Raw genomic sequence first — 19,089 nt, forward strand, 5'->3', positions numbered from 1 at the left:
ATGCTGTTGTTGTTATATGAAGTTCAAGTTTACCCGAACTGCTCACCGCCATCATCGCACTTTTGACTATTCCCGCGATAGAAAGCCAGCAGATGCTCCAGCAGCGCAATCTGGTTGTGGCGCTGCCGGAAACCGTGCCCTTCCTCTTCGAACCACCAGAGCTCAACGGCCTGCCCGTTCTGCTCGAGCACCCGCACCATGGCCCTGGTCTGATCCGGCACCACCACCCGGTCCTGCCCACCCTGGAAAAAGATCATTGGCCCGCTGATACGGTGAGCCTGCAGCACGGGCGTGCGCGCCTGCCAGCGCCCGGGGAAATCGTCTGGTGCTCCCAGCAGCCAGTCCAGGTAACCAGACTCGAAGCGGTGTGTCACCTCCCGCAAACGGGCGGGATCACTGACCCCGAACAGGCTGGCACCGGCCCGGAAACGCTGGCTGCGAGTCATGGCCATCAGGGCTGTGAAGCCACCGGAACTGCGGCCCTGGATGAACAGGCGCCTGGCATCGGCCCGGCCACAGGCCACCAGGTAATCCGCCGCCCGCTCCATATCCTCAACGTCTGCCTCCCCCCAGTTGCCGGCCAGTGCCAGACGAAAACCCCGGCCAAAGCCCGCGCTGCCGCGGTAATTGACCTCCGCCACTGCAAATCCATGGTGGCACCAGAACTGGACCTGGGGATTGAAAACCGGCCATGCGGTCGAGGTGGGCCCGCCATGGGCAATCAGAATCAGTGGCGGGGGTCCGTTTTCCGACAAGCCCTCAACAGGCGGATACCAGAACCCGCTCACATCTACATCCACACCATCGGATGGCGGGATCCGGAAGGCTTCGGGCAGGACAATGGGTGTACCAGGAAACGGGGCTTCACCTCCGGCGAGGGTGCGGACATGGCCGTTTCCCAGATTCACCGCCAACACCGAATCGAGCCGGCAAGCCGACCGGGCGATGCAGTAAAGCGTGGCGTCGAAGACTGTGAGATGGCGGAAATCTGTATAGTCGGCTGCGACCCGGCCAGCTGCTGAATCAGCGGACAGCTGCAGCCATAGCTCCCCTCTCCCGGATTCATAGCGCACCCGCGCCCACCCACCCCGGCCAAGCGAACAATAGTGGCTCTCGCCCAGTTGCCAGGGTGCGCTGGCGTGATCCGCCTCTGCCGGGTCCTGGCAGCTCCACCTGGCCCGGCCGTCGGCAAAAGTCACATGCCAGGGTTGCCACCAACCCTGGTGATCGGACAGCACGTAAAGCTCTTCGCCTTCGAACACGGGCTGCTGGACGCTGCCATCGGTGGGTGTCGGCCAGCAACTTGCACGGGTCAGCGCGCCGTCCCCGTCAACATCCGCGGTCCAGAGAACAGACCTCACCCAGGGCATGTCCGGAAGGGACCAGGACACCCAGGCAATGCGTGAACCGCTGGAGGACAGCGCCGGTGCAGCGTAAAAATTTTCACCCTCGTGCAGATGCAGAACTTTACTGTCGCCTTGCACCGCTACCAGTTGCTGACGTCCCGCACGCTCCCGTACCGCCAGAACACGGTGATGACGATGATCCCACACCAGACCGCCAAAGCTGACATTCGGGTCCTTGGTCACTGCTTCAGCGAGGCCTGTCTCCGGATTGATGCGATGGATCTGTTGCTGATTTGCTTCCACCGCGAACACCGCATCCGCGCCGGCGCATGCTGCCCCGCCACCATAACCGTTGACCTGGCTGCGAACCCCGAAATCCGGCGAGGTTACCGGTTCAGAGCCATGCGCAGTGGCTTTTCTGAGCAGGTTGTTACTGGTGGCAGAATCAAACTCCAGCCAGAAAACACCCGCTTCGGAGGCAGTCAGCGTGCCGCGCTGGATAAACGCCGCCGAGGCCTGCTGTGGCGAAAGCGTCTGCAAGGCTGACTGGCCGGGCGTGTCAGCCCCTGAAGAACAGCCGGGAGTTGTCGGCGTTGCGATAGGTCAGCTCCTCCAGCCCGGCGGTGGCATGGTCCGCCGCCTTGCGGGCGGCAAGGATGCGGTCGTGGTGGGGCGACTTGCTGCACACCGGGTCGGCGTTGTCGGCGTTGCCGGTCAGCAGATACGCCTGGCAGCGACAGCCGCCATAGTCCTTGTCTTTCTCGTCACAGGAACGGCAGGGTTCCGGCATCCAGCTATCGCCCCGGTAGTGGTTAAAACCCGGGCTGTCGTACCAGATCGAGTGTAGCGACGATTCCCGCACATTGGGAAAGTCGATGGGCATCAGCCTGGCACTGTGACACGGCAGGGCGGTGCCATCCGGCGCCACCGTCAGGAACAGGCTGCCCCAGCCGTTCATGCAGGCCTTTGGCCGCTCCTCGTAGTAATCCGGTGTCACAAAAATCAGCTTCATGGCCGAGCCGCTCGCCGTCAGGCGCTCGCGATAACGCTTCACTTCCGCCTCGGCCTTCTCCAGTTGCGCTTTGGAGGGCATCAGTCCCTCGCGGTTTTCAAAGGCCCAGCCATAGTACTGGCAGGTAGCCAGTTCGACATAGTCCGCATCCAGGCGCTCACAGAGGCTGATGATATCCTCCATCTGGTGGATGTTGTGGCGATGGATCACGAAGTTGAGCACCATGGGATAGCCCGCTTTCTTCACCGCGCGGGCCATGGCCAGTTTCTGGTCGAAGGCCTTGCGGGAGCCGGCAACAGCGTTGTTCAATTCCGGGTCCGAAGCCTGGAAACTCACCTGGATATGGTCCAGACCGGCGTCCCGGAAGGCGTTCACCCTGGCTTCGGTAAGCCCCAGCCCCGAGGTGATCAGGTTGGAGTAATAACCCAGTTGCCGCGCCTCCGCAATCAGCTCAGGCAGGTCCTGGCGCACCAGCGGTTCGCCACCGGAGAAACCCAGTTGCGCCGCTCCCATTTCACGTCCCTGGCGCAGCACCCGGACCCACTCTTCGGTGGTCAGTTCCTGCCGGGTCTGGGCGAAATCCAGCGGATTGGAGCAATAGGGGCACTGCAGCGGGCAGCGGTAGGTAAGCTCGGCCAGCAGCCAGAGCGGCGGCCCGATACCGGGGCGATCACCGGCAGGCATGGCGTGACGGGCTGTCATGAGAATACGATCCAGTGTTGCTGTTCGGCGTCTTTCAGGAACTCGCTGACATCACCCTCAAGGGAGCCCGCATCCGGAAACTGCTGCTCCAGGGTTGCCACGATGTCCGCCACATTGCGCTGGCCGTCCACTTCTTTCAGCACTGCACCGGCGCTGTCATTGAGCCGCACCATACCCTCGGGGTACAGCAGCACATGGGCATTCTGGGCCGGCTCCCACTGGAAGCGGAAGCCCGGGCGCAGCCGCGGTATCTGCTCCAGGAGCTCCGTCATCACAGCCCCCGGTGCCACACGGGCTGGTCGGTGACGGTATGATACGGTGGCGTCTGGTGCTGATAAGCCATAGTCAGGGCATCCAACATCGACCATAAGATATCCAGTTTGAATTGAAGAATTTCCAGAGCACGGGCCTGCCCGGCCGCGGTGGTGAAATGATCCAGGGTAATCGTCAGCCCGTGCTCCACATCCCGGCGCGCCTCGGACAGACGCTTGCGGAAGTAGGAATAACCATCGGTTCTGATCCAGGGATAGTGCCGTGGCCAGCTGTCGAGCCGGGACTGGTGGATTTCCGGCGCAAACAGCTCGGTCAGTGAAGAACAGGCCGCCTCCTGCCAGGTCGCCCGGCGGGCGAAATTCAGATAGGCATCCACTGCAAAGCGGACACCGGGCAGCACATGGCGCTGGTCAACCACTTCCTCCCGGCTCAGCCCCACCGCCTCTGCCAGACTGAGCCAGGCCTCGATACCACCCTCGTCGTCGCTGTGACCGTCGTGATCCAGCACCCGCTGCAGCCACAACCGGCGCACGGACGCATCCGGGCAGTTGGCCATGATGGCGGCATCCTTGCGGGGGATATTGATCTGGTAATAGAACCGGTTGGCGACCCAGCCACGGATCTGCTCAGGCGTGCAGTCACCGCCATACATGGCTTTATGGTAGGGGTGATGGATGTGGTAATACTGGCCTTTGGCACGCAGGGCCTGCTCGAAATCCTGACGGTTCATCACCGGCGTCGCAACTACAGTCATGAGGGCACCGCCATATCCAGGTGCATTCCGTCAAAGGACACTTCAATACCGTGTTTTTCCAGCACAGCCCGCTCCGGCGAGTCCTCATTCAGAATGGGGTTGGTGTTGTTGATATGGATAAGAATTTTCCGCTTTGCCGGCATGGCATCAAGCACCTCGATCATGCCGCCGGGGCCACTCTGGGCCAGGTGCCCCATTTCCTGCCCGGTACGGGTACCGACCTCGCAGCGCAGCATTTCGTCATCATGCCACACGGTGCCATCCACCAGCAGGGTGTCGGCCTTGCGCATCCATTGCAGGATCTGCTCATCGGGCTGGCCCAGCCCCGGAGCGTACATCACCGTCTCGCCGCTACGGGTGTCTTCGATGAACAGGCCGATGTTATCCCCCGGGTGCGGGTTATTGCGCCTGGGTGAATACGGCGGTGCGTTACTCAGCAGCGGAATGGCGGTCAGGCGCAGCGACGGTGCACAGGGTATGGTAAAAAACTGCTGATCGGTGCAGGGCACTTCCTGCCACCGGGGCCCGCCATTCCAGTGCTCCAGCATGCGGAATAAAGGGAAACCACTGCTCAGGTCTTCGTGCACCTGTGCGGTACACCACACATCCAGTGGCAAGCCCTCGCGTAACATCAGCAGGCCAGTGGTGTGATCCACCTGGCTGTCTATCAGCAGCACGGCGCCAATACCGGTATCACGCAGGGCTCGGCCCGGCTGCATGGCACCAAACGAAGCCAGCTGGGCACGGATATCGGGGGAGGCATTGCACAGAATCCAGCTCACGCCGTCCTCACTGATAGCGATCGACGACTGGGTGCGGGCGCTGGCGTTCAGGGACCCTTTGCGGAAACCGTCGCAATTGGCGCAGTTACAGTTCCACTGGGGAAAGCCACCTCCGGCCGCGGAACCAAGGATTCGAATCTGCATGGCGGGAACTCCGGAAACAAAAACGGCCAGCGCGATGTGGCTGGCCATCCTTTTCTCAGCGGTTGGCGAAGTACATGGTGACTTCGAATCCGATCCGCAGGTCTTCATAGGCTGGTTTGGTCCACATGATGCTTACCTCTTGTGATGTTTGTTGTGGCGTTGAGGATCCGTTAACGGGTATTCCGGTAACTCACTTCTCATCCTACGCAGTCTAAGGATAGTCAAATATGGTACTTTGGGACTGATTTTTTGCCTTGGGCTGCACTGCACCGGGAAAGAATGTGCACATCCATGTGCTGACTCCCCGCCGGACCCGCGTGGACAGGCCCGGGCACATCCGTCATGACTTTGCCAGGCTCAGAAGAAGCCCAGCGGGTTGATATCGAAGCTGACCAGCAGGTTCTTGGTCTGCTGGTAGTGATCCAGCGCCATCTTGTGGTTCTCACGGCCAACACCGGATTTCTTGTAACCACCGAAAGCGGCGTGAGCCGGATACTGGTGGTAGCAGTTGGTCCATACGCGGCCCGCCTGAATACCACGGCCCATGCGGTAGGCACGGTTGATGTCGCGGGTCCAGAGACCGGCACCGAGACCGAACTCGGTGTCGTTGGCAATGGCCAGGGCTTCTTCCTCGTCCCTGAAGGTGGTAACACCCACCACAGGGCCAAAGATTTCCTCCTGGAACACGCGCATGTCGTTCCTGCCTTTCAGCAGCGTGGGCTGGACATAGAAACCGTTGTTGTACTCACCTTCCATTTCCTCACGGCCACCGCCGGTCAGCACTTCCGCGCCTTCCTGCTTGCCGATTTCGAGGTAGGACATGATCTTGTCGAATTGCTCCTTGCTGGCCTGGGCACCCACCTGCACGTCGGTGTCCAGCGGGTTGCCACGCTTGATGGCCTTGGTGCGTTCGATAACCTTGGCCATGAACTCGTCGTACATGTCTTCCTGAATCAGGGCGCGGGAGGGGCAGGTGCACACTTCGCCCTGATTGAAGAACGCCAATACCAGGCCTTCCACGCACTTGTCGATGAATTCCGGCTCGGCTTTCATCACGTCGGAGAAGTAGATGTTGGGAGACTTGCCACCCAGTTCCACGGTGGACGGAATGATGTTCTCGGCCGCGCACTTGAGAATGTGGGCACCCACTGGCGTAGAGCCGGTAAATGCGATCTTGGCGATGCGCTTGCTGGTAGCAAGGGCCTGACCGGCCTCGATGCCGTACCCGTTGACGATGTTGATCACACCCGGCGGCAGCAGGTCACCGATCAGGTCCATCAGGATCAGGATGCTGGCCGGGGTCTGCTCAGCGGGCTTCATCACCGTACAGTTGCCCGCTGCAAGGCATGGCGCCAGTTTCCACACCGCCATTAGCAGCGGGAAGTTCCAGGGAATGATCTGGCCGACAACGCCAAGGGGCTCGTTGTAGTGATAAGCCACGGTGTTGTTGTCAATGGCGCTGGAGGTGTCTTCCTGGGCACGGATACAGCCGGCGAAATAACGGAAATGGTCCACGGCCAGTGGCAGGTCAGCGTTGATGGTTTCGCGAACCGCCTTGCCGTTGTCCCAGGTTTCAGCAACCGCGAGCATCTCGATGTTCTGCTCGATGCGGTCGGCAATTTTCAGCAGGATGTTGGAACGCTCGGTGGTAGAGGTCTTGCCCCAGCCCGGGGCGGCCTTGTGGGCGGCGTCCAGGGCGAGCTCGATGTCTTCAGCCTGGGAACGCGGAATTTCACAGATCACATCACCGGTGACCGGAGTGATGTTTTCAAAGTATTGACCTTTGACAGGGGCGACCCACTCGCCGCCGATGTAGTTCTCGTAACGGGGTTTGAAGGAGACGACGGAGCCTTCCTTTCCGGGTTGTGCGTAGATCATGGTCTTGACCTCTTGTTGTGGTTATCGAAGGGCAACGCGGCCATTCGCGTTTACCCAATCAATGTAGACCCCTTCCCCGGATAGTTGAATGATGCGATGGAGGTGAAAAACTCATCCCTTGGTAGTAGATGGCATAATGGCCGCAGCCATGTGTGGTTCCCGGTCAGGCGGGGGGACTCATCAGGTCATGCAATCCGGGCAGTACAGCGTTCCCAGGCGGAGGTGATAGCGCACAGTTGTGCCCGCGTCTATCTCTTCACTGCAGCTATCGCAGAGTGAGCCAATATCCAGCGTGATTTCACCGTAGCCTGATACCGGAATTTCGATATCACCGATTTTCCGGTTCCAGGGCTCATCCTTGACAATATCAGCCCGGAAACTATTTTCCAGAGCACGCCATCGCTCTATCAGATGTTCAGGTAGGTTATGGCGCTCCAGGCATTCCACCATGATCGACTCTCTGTAATCGAACAGATCGTTGGATATGACCATCCAGTGATGGGCGTTTTTTGGTCGGTCCCCGAAGTAGACTTTTTCGCCGGTGAATTTCTGTCGCAGGAACAGATACTGTTTTTCCTGGGCGCGTTGCTGGGTTACCCCGTGAAAAAACGGAGAAAGCCTTTCATCCGAAAAAGCTTTTGTATAGAAATCATCCAGAATTGCAGACAGCACGCGACCATTATCCAGTGCCTCCCACATTTCAGGATCAGGCGACAGAAATGCGTCCTGCTGGCGGGCGATACTGCTCGCACGCCTGTTCAGCTTGCCGCTGTTTTTTGGAGCAATCGAAAGTGAGTCTGTCGGCCTGCAAAGACAGGGAAGAAAAAGTCCCTGACTGATCTGTTCGTCGCTGAGGCCTTTCTGCGACGCCGGGGGAAGCGCGCCTTTTTCCGCAATATGCATGCAGGCGTGGCAGGATCCCTTGCGGCAGGAAAAGGGGAACTTCACACCCTGCCGCAGCATGGCCTCAAGTACGGTTTCCTCCGGGCCACAACTGTAACTGTTTCCCTGATACTCAACTTTAACCATAACAAATGCTCACGGGTTAATAATCATTACCGATAATCTGGTCGATTTTTGTCGCCGATTTGCGTGCCTCAAGAAAGATCCGTCCGAGATTGACGGTTGGTTTCGCAGCGACGGCGAGAACCTTGTCTCCACCGGCCCTCACCAGGAGCATCAATCCCTGAGAGCCTTCTATCAGCAATTGCTTCATCTGGCCCCGGCCGATTTCGTCTGCCGCTCTTTCCGCAAGTGCCAGTAGTGATGCACACATTGCCGCAAAGCGGTCCTGATCGGTACTCTGGCCAAGCACGGCCCCGATGATGTATCCATCGGTAGTCATTGTGGCTGAAGCTTCTATGTCATTGGAGGAGGCGTTTAGCTCTCGTAAAATCGACCTTGCGGCACTTGCCTTCGGGTGATTCTGTTCGGGATCAATCACGGCGTTCATCCGGTCTTCCTTTCTGATGTGGCACTCTCGGAATTGCCTGGCCGGGATTAACCCGGCCAGCAGATTGATTACATTGCAGCCTCAACTTTAGGGAGAGCCGCGCGGGCTTTTGTAAGAACCATGCCCAGGTTGGCTGTTTTCCGGCAAACGAAAGTCACCACATGATCCTGCTGGGACTTGGTCCGCATGAATATGTGGATGAGGTTTTCGCTGTTCACAATGATTTCCTGGAAGTAGTGGAAGTCATCGATTGGCAGGCCTCGTGCTTTCTTGAACATGTTTTCAATGCTGACAACGTTGGGACCCTGGAACAGGTCGGCAGTGGCAGCGGCCAGCATTTCAAGAACTTCATCCGGATGCGAATCCACTGTTTTGATTCCAAGAAGCATCCCGCTGGAAATGTCTACATAGCCTCCCGCAAGGCATTCAGGAATGGTTGTAATAGCTTGTTGAATGGCGTTATCAAGGTCGGACATCTATTGTTCTCCACATCTTTAAATTTACGCAGTATCAGTCAGGATGCCTGCGCGTTTCTTACCCGTTCAGTCAGAAACAGGGCAAATTTCTCCAGGAACTCCACCTGTGCCTCGGACTGGACCCAGCGGGGCTCGGTACGCCGCACGGTTTCCAGCGAATCCAGCGCGGCCATGCCTTCCCAGATCAGGCAGCAGGCAAGTATGGTTCCGGTTCGGCCGAGGCCGGCCCTGCAATGGACAGCGACAACACCACCTTCATCACAGAGCCTCTGTATCATTTTGCAAAGCCCTGCAGCCTGGGTGATTGAAGGCGCCGCCATATCCCGGAACGGGGACCAGATATTCTCGATGCCGTACTCGGCCAGAGCTTCGGTATCAGGTTTTGTCTCGGTGAGTGTTATCAGGGTGGTGATGCCAACACGTTTCAGTGCCCTGAGGTCATACTCAAGATCCTGAACAATCCCCGGCCTGGGCGTTCCGGCAAGCTTTCCTTTTTTCAGCCACAGAAAACCTCTCGGCCCAAAACTGTCACTGACATAGGACAGTGCCTCTTCCGGGAGTGGCGGGGGAGCAGGCGTCTCGGGAGCGAGGGTCTCAGGATCCGCATCTGGAGCGGCAACTGCGCAGGATCCGCTTTTCACAAAGCTTCGCCCGGCGTCACTGACCGGATGGCCGAGAAAATCACAGGTCTCTGCCGTCTCATGAACGGTGCCGCCCGCTATCAGAACCATGCGTCCGCCAAGTATTGAGGCGTGAGAAAGATTGTGCAGTGCAATGAGGATCGAGCGTCGCTGCCCTTCGGCAGCAATATAATCAAGCAGGCGTCCCGCTTCCTGGTCATTCAGGCCGGTCGTTGGCTCGTCCAGTAATATCAGGCGGGCTCCTGTAGCCGCGAGCCTCATCGTGGCCAGGTGTCTTTGCTGTGCAAGATCCAGATGGATGACCGGCTCATCAATCCGCTCAACAAGCTCCTGCAACCCGGCGTTTTCCAGAAGTCTCTGCGCCAGGTGACGTTGCTGTATCGGAGACAGTGATCTTCGTTCCGGAAGATCCTGGATAATGTTTTCGAGAATGCTCGCCATGACCATTCTGGCGTTCTGTGCGGCAAGAACAGGCCGCTCGCCATCTCCCAGGGGGGCGCCGGCATAGTTTACGCTGCCCCAGGTACGAAGATTGGGATTGGGGTCGTTAAAACCGGCCAGCGTGCGCAGCAAGGTTGATTTCCCGGTTCCGCTGGGGCCGAGGAGGATGGTGATTTGGCGGTCCGGAACCTCGAGGTCGATACTGGCGAGCACCGTTTTTTCGCGGAAAGCCACGCCAAATCCGACAAGCGAGAGAACCGATGGGTTTGAAGTATCCTGTTCGGGGTTGTTCAACGCTTTACTCCCGGATCCAACATCGCCAAAAGCGCCTGCAGCAGCACAGAAATGTCATTGCGCTCGCGGGCGTCGACTTCAAAAACCGGAGCCTTTATTCCAAGTTCGCTGAGCTTGGTATGGTAGGAATACAAACCAGGCCGAGCCTTTATGTCCATCCGGGTTACCCCGACGACCATGGCGCTTTTTCTGATGAAAGGGCGGAAAGCCCGGGCATAGAATTCCAGGTCCGCGAGTGGATCTTCCCGGCCATTGTCGAGCAAAAGAACCAGGCCCAGCCCCCCAATCGTGATGATGTCCCACATAAAGCTGAAGCGCTCCTGTCCGGGGGTCCCGTACAGGTGAATTTTTTGTCCGGCTCCGATATCCAGAGTGCCGTAATCCATTGCGACAGTGGTCGTTTCCTTGCGTTTTGAAACGTCGTCGCTTGCCCTGCTTTCAGTACTGACCACCTCGATATCGCTGATAGTCCGTATCGCCGTGGTTTTTCCGGCCCCGACAGGTCCGGCAAAGATAATTTTATGTTCCACAAAGAGCTCCTAGCGCCCGGCAAGCTTGCTGAGAAGCGAGGACAGAAGAGTCTGGCTGCGATGGGGCTCCAGCCGCGGTTCCTCTGGCTTCCTGTTGATGGCGCGGGCAAAACCCGCTGCGCGGGCCGCGCTGTATACCTGATACATCTCGCCGGCCGGCACTTTTAACAGCCGTGACGCAAAGAAGATGGACGTGGGGTGTTTGTAGAAAAGGGCCAGTATCCGGAATATATCCGGTGTTGCAGGGAGGCGCGTCAGGTTGGGCCAGTAATCAAGCTGAACAACATCGTTCCAGTGGCACCCTTCCATCAGACGGCCTTTCGAAACATAAAAGGCGGTTTGCCACATCAGTTCGTCCACATTTCTCCCGACCCTGTCTTCATAAACGCCACTGTCCCCTTCGGACAGAACGCTTACACGACATTTTGAGAGCGGAAGCTGGAGCAGTCCCGGCAAGTCCGGGCTGTCTGAAAAATATTCCCCCCGTGCACTTATCAGAGCCAGATTCCCGAGAGACTCTGTCGAAACGCGAATGTTCTGTTTGTTCGCTAACGCGCGGCGAAAACTCGTAATCAGGCAATCGTCGGGACTGAAAAATTCCGGGATTCCGGCGTTAGTGGATGCTGCTCTACTGTCCATGCAATCTCTCGAAAAACGAATACTTTTCGCCGGCATTTACTCGATTTCAGCTTATGCTTAGTCAAAAACTATTCTGTAAAAATTGATCCAGGACAATGATTTTATAGGCAATATATGGTAGCGACAATGGATAAACCGTCGCTTTTATATACATGTTGCAGTTGTTTTGTGGGGTTAAGAAACAGACTGTATCCAAAATGCAGCCTTTGTTGTTTCATGTAACCTTTTGTGAAGCTGCGATCTACATCCATGTTGCAGTTTCTGGATGATGACCGGATAGAAGGGGATTACTTTCCGGCGAGGCTCTCGAATGCCACTCAAGTATACCCGCAGGCCACATTTTTCAGTGTCCAGATACGGAAAAGATGACCTGAAAATATGAAACTGAGGTGGGCCCGATCAGTTGGGCATTGCCCGCATCTGGCTGTTGACGACCAGAGCAGAAACCAGAGCAGGCTGATATAAAATTGACTTGCGTCAATAATCTGATCTGCAGCGGCGTCCGTAAGGTAGATTCCCCGGGAATTGCAATAACTGGACAAAGAATAGAAGCCCCGTCCAGTAAACTTGAACTGAATAGTTAACAGGGATGTTCACACCTTAATCTGAGGGGTATAGCGTCTCTGATGTATTCGTGTAGCACTCAATCCTTTGTTCTCGAGCACTTTCTTCGAATTGATGCCTCGAGACCAGAAAGCTGGCTTTCTGCGTTACAGATATTGACCAACAGCCCACGGCTGTCCCGTAAGATCCTGTCACCATCTGGCCGGGGCGACTTCAGGGCACGATTGTCCTGTATCCAGTCCGGTAACCTGAATGTCCTTGGCGGCTATCTAAGAAATGCCAGCTTGATCTCCGGTGCCAATGCCGGCTCCGCGGCTATCGTCATGCCGGTGGAGGGCAGAGTCGATTTCAAGGTGGTGGACGATCATTGTCTTTGTGGTCCATGGATGCCCTTCCTCCTGGAGCCAGATGAGGATTTCCATGCCACCCTGTCCGAAGACACCCATCTGCTGATCGTCCAGTTGCCCTGCCTCACAAGATCCGGTTACCGGGCAGCAATCAGGCATCATCAGGCTCTGTTTGCGGACCTGTTTAGCGATTTTCTGTACGAGACACCTTTTTTTCGCGACTACAGACATGCACTGAGTCGCGTTGAACATCTTTCCAGGCTGCTGTACCGACTTATCGAAGCGGACTATTTACCCCCCCGGGAGCCGACCGAGCGGAAGCACGTTCGTGATGATCGCCGCCTCTGCAATGCTATCCAGCTGATGCATGGTGAGCTGGATACGGATATCAACATCGAATCCATCGCCAGTCGCTCCGGTCTCAGCTTAAGAAACCTGCATTACCTCATGAAGCAGTACATTGGCCAGTCACCTTACCAGTACCTTCGGGGTCGGAGACTGATCAAGGCCCGGGAAAGCATTATCAGGGGCTACCCCGAAAACACCAGTATTGCTCAACACGGGATGAATTGGGGCTTTCAGCACGCAGGGCGGTTCTCCAGCTACTACGAAAAACATTTCGGTGAATACCCCAGCCAGACCTTGAGCGAACTGGATCACCTTAAAGAGTTGACTGACAAGGTCATCTCGGTCCGGGATGAAAGCGAAAATACCAGACAGCAATGGCTCACCAGCTCTGCAGTGAGCGCGGTGGACCGGGCAAGCACGAATCCCGATCTTGAAAAACAGGAATCCTGACGGACTCACGCCACCACTCTGACCGTGTTCCTTGAGGCACTTTTGCTCTGATATACCGCCTCGTCAGCCCGCCTGAAAATATCTTCAAAATTCGTGTCGGAGGCCCTGAACTGTGAAATACCCAGACTGACAGTAGCCCGCACGATGGAATCACCCAATCTGAAGCGGGCCGCTTCGACAGAAGAACGCACGCGTTCCGCCAGTTTCCGGGCATCGCCCGGGCCTGTGTTGCCAATAATAATTGCAAACTCCTCGCCACCCAGACGATAGGCATTGTCGGACGCCCTGAGCTGGCCTGCCACAATCTCCGCAGCCTGCCTGAGGACGTTGTCCCCCATCAAATGACCATGACAATCATTAATGTTCTTGAAGTGGTCAAAATCATACATGATCATCGACGTATTTCGGTTGAGACGCGTGTAGTCGGCATAACGGCTTTTCAGGTCCCGATTGAATTGTTTCCGGTTGTATAAGCCGGTAAGGTCATCAATTGTCGATTCTGCCCTCAACCTGTCTTCCAGCGTCTTTTCGGTGGTGATGTCACGCATTACTCCCAAAACCCGATTACCCGTCCCGTGATCAATGGTTTCCCGGATCCACCGGAGTTCGCCATCGGGTCGGCGTATTCGGTAAGTCAGACATGTGCCCGGGGCTTTCATCAGGTTCTGATGAAGTGCCCGCAGATGGGGACGGTCATCCTGATGACATTGTTCCGCCACCAGCGCGAGGGATGGTTCTACCTCTTCTGGCACCCCCAGAATTGCAGGCACCATGGGCGACCAGATGAGCCGTTGACCATCGCTGTCATATTCCCACCAGCCCAGGCCCCCAACTTCCTGTGCCCGCGCCAGCCGGGCCGTCGTGGCTGCCAGCTCATCGCCCAGCTTTACCATGGCCACCCGTTCCGAATCATCCCGGATCACCACCATGGTGAGCTCCTGATTCGCAACCTGAATGCGATTGAGCATGATATCCATGGGCCGGAGCTGCCCATCCAGCCGTTGGCCCTGAAGCCGTAAACCCGACCCCATAGCCCGACATGTTTGCTGCCGGAAAAACCCCGCCACATGTTGTCGGTGAGCCTGGCGCGAGGCCTCCGGAATCAGAACTTCCAGGGCCCTGCTCCTGAGGGCCCCTTGCGGCGCCCCGAACATTGCGTCTGCCCTGGCGTTCGCGGCAACAACCATCTGGTCCTGTCCCACCACCAGGGCTGCATCAGGAACAAGGTCAAGCCACCAGTCCAGATCATTGTTTTTCATCGGTGAGGTTCTTTAGCTGTTTCAGTCCCGGTAGGCATTCTTGATTCTCACGAAGCTATCCACATCCGCCAGAAAAAGATCGACCAGCTCCGGATCAAAGTGCCTGCCGCGGTTATCACGAATCAGGGCAATCGCATCTTCCAGCTTCCAGGCGTGCTTGTAGGGACGCTCAGAAGTAAGAGCATCAAAAACGTCCGCAATAGCGGCTATGCGGCCAGACAATGGAATATCCGTGCCGGATAAACCTGCGGGATAACCACTGCCATCCCACTTCTCATGGTGGCTGATAGCAATCTCCCGGGCCATGGTGAGTAGTTCACTGTCGTTACCTTCGAGTAAACGGGCGCCGATCTCGGCGTGCATTTTCATGGTTTCCCACTCTTCCGGCTCCAGTTTGCCCGGCTTGAGGAGAATGGCGTCGGGAATGCCGATCTTGCCGATATCATGCATGGGACTGGCGTTAAGGATGAGATCACAGCGGCATTCTGGCCAGCCAAGCTTTTGCGCCAGCAGTACGCACATCTTGCTCATGCGAATGATATGGTTGCCGGTCTCCTCATCCCGATACTCGGCGGCATGGCCAAGCCTGCGGATGATCTCCAGGCGGGTCTCCTGAAGTTCGTGGGTCCGCTCCCTGACCTGGGCTTCAAGATGCTCTTTCTGATGCCTCACCATTCGGTGGGCGACATGGGCATCCAGAATATTCCGCACCCGCATCAGAAGTTCGCGACGATCAAATGGTTTGGTCACGTAATCTCGGGCACCCTGCTGCAGAGCTTGCAAGAGTGAATCCTGCTGATTTTGAGCAGTAAGGATCACGATCGGAGGCATCAGCGGATCTTCCAGACCCGCCAACTGCTGCATCACCTGGAAGCCGTTCATACCAGGCATGTTCAGGTCCAGCAGGATCAACGCCGGTTGATGCTGCTCATAGGCCGGGAGCACCTGGTGAGGATCACTGATGGAGACAATATTCTGATACCCCTCGGCTGACAGGATGCGCTCCATCAGTTTGAGATTCACCGGCTCATCATCAACCACGAAAATCTTGTGATCAAAAAAGCTGGCATCGGAGAAAGCAGGCATAATCGAATTACCTCAGATATGTTTCCAGGGTGGCAAGCAGCTCATCCACGCTGATAGGTTTGGTCAGATAATCATCAAAGCCGGCCTGTTTGCCCCGGCGTACTTCGTTGTGCATGGCGTTGGCGGTCAGCGCAATGACCGGAATATCTGCTGTCTCGCTGCATGCTTTCAGTGCCCGGAGAATCTGATAGCCGTCCATATCCGGCAAATTGATATCCAGTAGCACGAGATCTGGCTGCGCGACCTTTGCCATGGTCACTCCTTCAGTACCACTGGCCGTGGTGAGCAACCGGGCACCGGGATAACGCTGCAGGATGCGTGCAACCAGTTTCAGATTCGCAGGGTTGTCTTCGATGTACAGGACAGTTCTGGTCTCTTCCGCCAGATCGTCATCAGTTTGTGCCGGCTGGCTCTGCGGCTGAACCACGGGCGCCCCGCTGGTATCAATGGCATTACCTCCGTCCTCGGCAGGCAAACGGAGCCAGAAGGTGGAGCCCTCACCAACGTGACTTTCCACACCAACACTGCCCCCCATCAGATCCACCATCCGCTGGGTCAAAGCCAGACCGATGCCGGTGCCCTCAATATTACTCAGCTCAGCCCCCAGTCGGTTGAATGGCTGAAACAGCTCGGCCAGCCGGGAGGGTTCAATACCGGGACCGGTATCCGACACGCGGATATCCACCCAGTTTTCCCCGTGCTGCCTGGCTGAAATCAGCACATCGCCCTGCACCCGGTTATACTTGATGGCATTGGAAATCAGGTTCAGCACAGCCTGCTTCAGGCGGGTCCAGTCAGCAGCAACCCGGAAGCCGTTGGTGTCCTCGGTGCGCAGACTGATACCACGGGACTCTGCCATGTGCCGCACCAACGTCAGGGTTTCCTCCAACAGTTCGGTTACAGGAATGCTTTCCAGCGACAGATCGAGTTTGCCTGACTCGATCTTGGCCAGGTCCAGAACCTCATTGATCAGTGTCAGCAGGTGCCGGCTGGCATTGAGGATTTCCTGGACATTGTCCTGCTGTTCCTCGTTCAGGTCGGCATCGATTTCCAGTAACTGACCAAAACCCAGAATTGCATTCAGAGGCGTCCGCAATTCATGGCTCATGCTTGACAGGAATTCCGATTTGGCACGGTTGGCCAGATCTGCCCTCTGCTTGGCCCGGATCAGGTTTTTCTGGTTGCTTGCCTCCATATCCAGCATGCGCTGGGACTTGATGATAACCCCGTAGGTCGCCATAAACGGTCGCAGGAATTCAATAAGCGCATCGTCATAGCCTTCTTTCCTGTTAGCCAGGGCGAACGTTCCCACCAGTTCCGGGCCGACAAAAATGGGGACATTCAGAAAGGTCCTGATCTCCGGGTGGCCCGGAGGCAGACGGCTGAAGGAGACGCCCGCCGAAGCCTGATCAACCACAACCGGCCTGCCTTCACGAATGCAGGCTCCCAGCATGTTGTCCAGTTCCCGGAACTCGAAACGGTCGGTACCCACACGACTGACCATTTCCGACGAGAACACGTCCCAGCTGATATCGGTTATGGCCTGCACACGGAGATAAGGCATTTCATCATGGTCGTACAGAACCTCGGCCAGATAACCAAACTCACTGCCCGTAAGCCTGAGCAGGTGATCAAGCATGGTATCGAGAGTAGCCTTGAACCCTCCTTCCAGCACAAACGCATTGAGAGAATCATGGAGCACGTTCAATAAACTGGACTGGCGCTCCAGTTTGAGATCCGCCTCCCGGATTTCTGTGACATCCTGCACCACTCCCAGCATCTGTATTGGCTTGCCGTCTTCATCCCGGGTGATGTCCCCGGTCTCCAACAACCAGCGAATCTGGCCATCCGGCCAGACTACCCGGTGTTCAATACGATAGGGCTGATCCTCCTCAACAGTACGCTGTATGGCCGTCTCGACCGGCTCTCTGTCCTCCGGATGCACTGCTGCCAGAAAATTCTCATAGGATGTCTGAAGCGCACCCTCGCGATAACCAAACAGCACCGGAATCTGCTCTGTCCAGTACAGCTCACCTGTGGCCAGGTTCCATTCCCAGGTGCCAATACCGGAGTATTTCTGACCAACCCGCAGCCGTTCGCGACTCTGTTCGTGTTCATACTCCCGTTGCCAGCGCGTCAGTGCCGCCACAAGAATGTTCGCCAGCAACCTCATCAACCCCTGTTTTGAGAATGTTTCCACCATGGCATTGGAGGAGCCATGGAGACCCACCGTGCCAACCTGGACATCGTTGGCCATCAGAGCAGCTTCAGCCGGAGGCATCAGGCTCGGGCGGGAATCACTCGACGAGGCCCCCGCAGTCCGGACCCACAAATTGGGCAGGTCCTCGGCAGCCAGTGATGCTCTGGTCCCATACTTGAGGAAGGGGTACTCCTGGTGCAGATCCAGAACTATGCTCTCGGTCATCAGAAGATCGCAAAGCGGCGCCAGGGCTGATCGAAGTCCCAATGCCGCATCCTGCCACCCAACGTCAAGCAGGAGGGCGCCAGCTTCTCCGAGGCGGGAAGCCAGCTCTCCCTGACGGCTGATCATGGCCTCCGCGCCTTTGACGTGGGTAATATCCTTGCGAATGGCAATATACTGATAGGGTCTACCCGACTGGTCCAGATAGGGAACAATGGTCGAGGATACCCAGTAATGAGAACCATCCCTGGCCTGATTGCAGATTTCGCCCCGCCATACTTCTCCCTGACTGATGGTCGACCAGAGGTTGCGGTAAAATTCCGGCGAATGAACGCCGGACTTGAGTATCCGGTGATTCTCACCGATCAGCTCATTCACGGAATAGCCACTGATCTCACAGAACCGGTCGTTCACCTCAATGATCCGGCCCGCCCGGTCGGTTTTGCTGACAATAGCGTGCAGGTTCAGGGCCCGCCGTTCCTGTTCATAGCCGTGGAAGCGCTCGTAGAGTCGGTGTCTGACTGAAGCCTGCGCCCGGTTCAGGCGCAGGCTTACGGCATTGGCCAACTCGCCCGGGCTCGCAACATAAACAATGTCAACCAGAGCGCTCAATGCGTGCAGAAGTTCGTCCTCTCCGGTCTCCCTTTCCATGATGAAAACCGGAACCCGGCTAAGCTCGGGAAACGAGCGCAACAGATCAATAACATAGCGGACGGACAGGGTTTCCGGATAATGGCCAAGCACCAGACCATCCGGTGGATGCTGTCGCAACGCCGTAATCCCGTCGCGAACGCTGGTGAGTCTCTCGCCGGCCATTCCGCAGGCAGCCAGAACGCCGTCAATTTTCTCGAAGGCCGTTTCCCGGTCTTCCAGAACAGCCAGCGTGCAGCTGCAGGGCGGGCTTCCGATACCAAGATCCCGACAGCACTCTGACAGTGCCCGGGGCGTAACCGGCTTGCCGAAACAACGGGCCGCGCCCGACGAAACAGCGGACTGCGCCAGTTCCAGGGAAAAGGCCTTGGCCATCACCACCAGCGGCTGACCCAGGGATTCCAGTTCGTTTGGTGCCAACGCATCGAGGTCACCCAGCCAGAGATCCGGCTCTGGCAAATCATCCAGGCCCTGCCGGCAGTGAATGAAATGGCAGCGCAAGCCTTCCGAGCGGAATTTCTTATCCTGCCGGGTAAGCCACTGTTCCGTAGCGCTATCCCCGACGACAGCAATATCAAGCATTCTCCGGCTCCAGGA

17 protein-coding genes are annotated in these 19,089 nt (G+C 57.1%); 1 reads left to right on the forward strand and 16 read right to left on the reverse strand.

Features of this window, described 5'->3' with window-relative positions; translation table 11 throughout:
- Positions 1–29: 29 nt before the first annotated feature.
- From DIT72_RS02930 to DIT72_RS18255, 13 genes are all read right to left on the reverse strand, one after another.
- Positions 30–1,886, reverse strand: a complete 1,857-nt coding sequence (locus DIT72_RS02930) for a S9 family peptidase (protein ID WP_228260715.1) — start codon at positions 1,884–1,886, stop codon at positions 30–32.
- Between the two features lie 19 nt (positions 1,887–1,905).
- Positions 1,906–3,060, reverse strand: coding sequence for a pyrroloquinoline quinone biosynthesis protein PqqE (gene pqqE, locus DIT72_RS02935; protein WP_169449976.1), 1,155 nt, complete (start codon positions 3,058–3,060; stop codon positions 1,906–1,908).
- Complete coding sequence (gene pqqD / locus DIT72_RS02940; RefSeq protein ID WP_135953695.1) at positions 3,057–3,332, reverse strand: pyrroloquinoline quinone biosynthesis peptide chaperone PqqD; 276 nt, start codon at positions 3,330–3,332, stop codon at positions 3,057–3,059. The genes pqqE and pqqD overlap by 4 nt, the downstream gene beginning before the upstream one ends.
- Positions 3,332–4,087, reverse strand: coding sequence for a pyrroloquinoline-quinone synthase PqqC (gene pqqC / locus DIT72_RS02945; RefSeq protein ID WP_135953696.1), 756 nt, complete (start codon positions 4,085–4,087; stop codon positions 3,332–3,334). The genes pqqD and pqqC overlap by 1 nt, the downstream gene beginning before the upstream one ends.
- Positions 4,084–5,013 carry a pyrroloquinoline quinone biosynthesis protein PqqB gene (pqqB, locus tag DIT72_RS02950; RefSeq protein WP_135953697.1) on the reverse strand — a complete coding sequence of 310 codons (930 nt, stop codon included), beginning with the start codon at positions 5,011–5,013 and terminating at the stop codon, positions 4,084–4,086. Before pqqB ends, pqqC begins: the two co-directional genes overlap by 4 nt.
- 55 nt (positions 5,014–5,068) lie before the next feature.
- Complete coding sequence (pqqA, locus tag DIT72_RS02955; RefSeq protein WP_007153157.1) at positions 5,069–5,140, reverse strand: pyrroloquinoline quinone precursor peptide PqqA; 72 nt, start codon at positions 5,138–5,140, stop codon at positions 5,069–5,071.
- Positions 5,141–5,370: 230 nt separating this feature from the next.
- Positions 5,371–6,891: an acetaldehyde dehydrogenase ExaC gene (gene exaC, locus DIT72_RS02960; RefSeq protein WP_135953698.1), complete on the reverse strand. Its 1,521-nt coding sequence runs from the start codon at positions 6,889–6,891 to the stop codon at positions 5,371–5,373.
- Between the two features lie 180 nt (positions 6,892–7,071).
- Positions 7,072–7,920 (reverse strand): 2Fe-2S iron-sulfur cluster-binding protein, encoded by an 849-nt coding sequence (locus DIT72_RS02965; protein WP_135953699.1) that lies wholly within the window; start codon positions 7,918–7,920, stop codon positions 7,072–7,074.
- A gap of 16 nt (positions 7,921–7,936) precedes the next feature.
- Positions 7,937–8,344, reverse strand: a complete 408-nt coding sequence (locus DIT72_RS02970) for a roadblock/LC7 domain-containing protein (RefSeq protein WP_135953700.1) — start codon at positions 8,342–8,344, stop codon at positions 7,937–7,939.
- A 68-nt stretch (positions 8,345–8,412) separates the two neighbouring features.
- Positions 8,413–8,820 carry a hypothetical protein gene (locus tag DIT72_RS02975; RefSeq protein ID WP_135953701.1) on the reverse strand — a complete coding sequence of 136 codons (408 nt, stop codon included), beginning with the start codon at positions 8,818–8,820 and terminating at the stop codon, positions 8,413–8,415.
- A gap of 38 nt (positions 8,821–8,858) precedes the next feature.
- Positions 8,859–10,196: a phosphatase domain-containing putative toxin gene (locus DIT72_RS02980; protein ID WP_135953702.1), complete on the reverse strand. Its 1,338-nt coding sequence runs from the start codon at positions 10,194–10,196 to the stop codon at positions 8,859–8,861.
- Positions 10,193–10,726 carry a GTP-binding protein gene (locus DIT72_RS02985; protein WP_135953703.1) on the reverse strand — a complete coding sequence of 178 codons (534 nt, stop codon included), beginning with the start codon at positions 10,724–10,726 and terminating at the stop codon, positions 10,193–10,195. Before DIT72_RS02985 ends, DIT72_RS02980 begins: the two co-directional genes overlap by 4 nt.
- Positions 10,727–10,735: 9 nt before the next feature.
- Complete coding sequence (locus tag DIT72_RS18255; RefSeq protein ID WP_168355009.1) at positions 10,736–11,365, reverse strand: hypothetical protein; 630 nt, start codon at positions 11,363–11,365, stop codon at positions 10,736–10,738.
- Positions 11,366–12,084: 719 nt separating this feature from the next.
- On the opposite strand from DIT72_RS18255, the gene DIT72_RS02995 reads away from it, so the two are divergent.
- A complete protein-coding gene (locus DIT72_RS02995; RefSeq protein WP_168355010.1) occupies positions 12,085–13,074 on the forward strand; it encodes a helix-turn-helix transcriptional regulator in 990 nt (329 codons plus the stop codon).
- A gap of 5 nt (positions 13,075–13,079) precedes the next feature.
- On the opposite strand, the gene DIT72_RS03000 is transcribed toward DIT72_RS02995, so the two are convergent.
- The 3 genes from DIT72_RS03000 to DIT72_RS03010 are packed head-to-tail and all read right to left on the reverse strand — an operon-like array spanning position 13,080 to position 19,074.
- Entirely contained in the window at positions 13,080–14,333 is a 1,254-nt protein-coding gene (locus tag DIT72_RS03000) for a sensor domain-containing diguanylate cyclase (RefSeq protein ID WP_135953706.1), read from the reverse strand.
- Positions 14,334–14,354: 21 nt separating this feature from the next.
- A complete protein-coding gene (locus DIT72_RS03005; protein WP_135953707.1) occupies positions 14,355–15,419 on the reverse strand; it encodes an HD domain-containing phosphohydrolase in 1,065 nt (354 codons plus the stop codon).
- A gap of 7 nt (positions 15,420–15,426) precedes the next feature.
- Positions 15,427–19,074, reverse strand: a complete 3,648-nt coding sequence (locus DIT72_RS03010; RefSeq protein ID WP_135953708.1) for a PAS domain-containing protein — start codon at positions 19,072–19,074, stop codon at positions 15,427–15,429.
- Positions 19,075–19,089 lie beyond the last annotated feature (15 nt).

Source organism: Marinobacter orientalis, from assembly GCF_004792665.1.
In the GTDB taxonomy this organism is placed as follows: domain Bacteria; phylum Pseudomonadota; class Gammaproteobacteria; order Pseudomonadales; family Oleiphilaceae; genus Marinobacter; species Marinobacter orientalis.

Excerpts from the sequence above, each read along its gene's own strand:
- pqqE (WP_169449976.1), bottom strand. The coding sequence starts at position 3,060 with ATGACAGCCCGTCACGCCATGCCTGCCGGTGATCGCCCCGGTATCGGG.
- pqqD (WP_135953695.1), bottom strand. The coding sequence starts at position 3,332 with ATGACGGAGCTCCTGGAGCAGATACCGCGGCTGCGCCCGGGCTTCCGC.
- pqqC (WP_135953696.1), bottom strand. The coding sequence starts at position 4,087 with ATGACTGTAGTTGCGACGCCGGTGATGAACCGTCAGGATTTCGAGCAG.
- pqqB (WP_135953697.1), bottom strand. The coding sequence starts at position 5,013 with ATGCAGATTCGAATCCTTGGTTCCGCGGCCGGAGGTGGCTTTCCCCAG.
- exaC (WP_135953698.1), bottom strand. The coding sequence starts at position 6,891 with ATGATCTACGCACAACCCGGAAAGGAAGGCTCCGTCGTCTCCTTCAAA.
- DIT72_RS02965 (WP_135953699.1), bottom strand. The coding sequence starts at position 7,920 with ATGGTTAAAGTTGAGTATCAGGGAAACAGTTACAGTTGTGGCCCGGAG.
- DIT72_RS02970 (WP_135953700.1), bottom strand. The coding sequence starts at position 8,344 with ATGAACGCCGTGATTGATCCCGAACAGAATCACCCGAAGGCAAGTGCC.
- DIT72_RS02975 (WP_135953701.1), bottom strand. The coding sequence starts at position 8,820 with ATGTCCGACCTTGATAACGCCATTCAACAAGCTATTACAACCATTCCT.
- DIT72_RS18255 (WP_168355009.1), bottom strand. The coding sequence starts at position 11,365 with ATGGACAGTAGAGCAGCATCCACTAACGCCGGAATCCCGGAATTTTTC.
- DIT72_RS03000 (WP_135953706.1), bottom strand. The coding sequence starts at position 14,333 with ATGAAAAACAATGATCTGGACTGGTGGCTTGACCTTGTTCCTGATGCA.
- DIT72_RS03005 (WP_135953707.1), bottom strand. The coding sequence starts at position 15,419 with ATGCCTGCTTTCTCCGATGCCAGCTTTTTTGATCACAAGATTTTCGTG.
- DIT72_RS03010 (WP_135953708.1), bottom strand. The coding sequence starts at position 19,074 with ATGCTTGATATTGCTGTCGTCGGGGATAGCGCTACGGAACAGTGGCTT.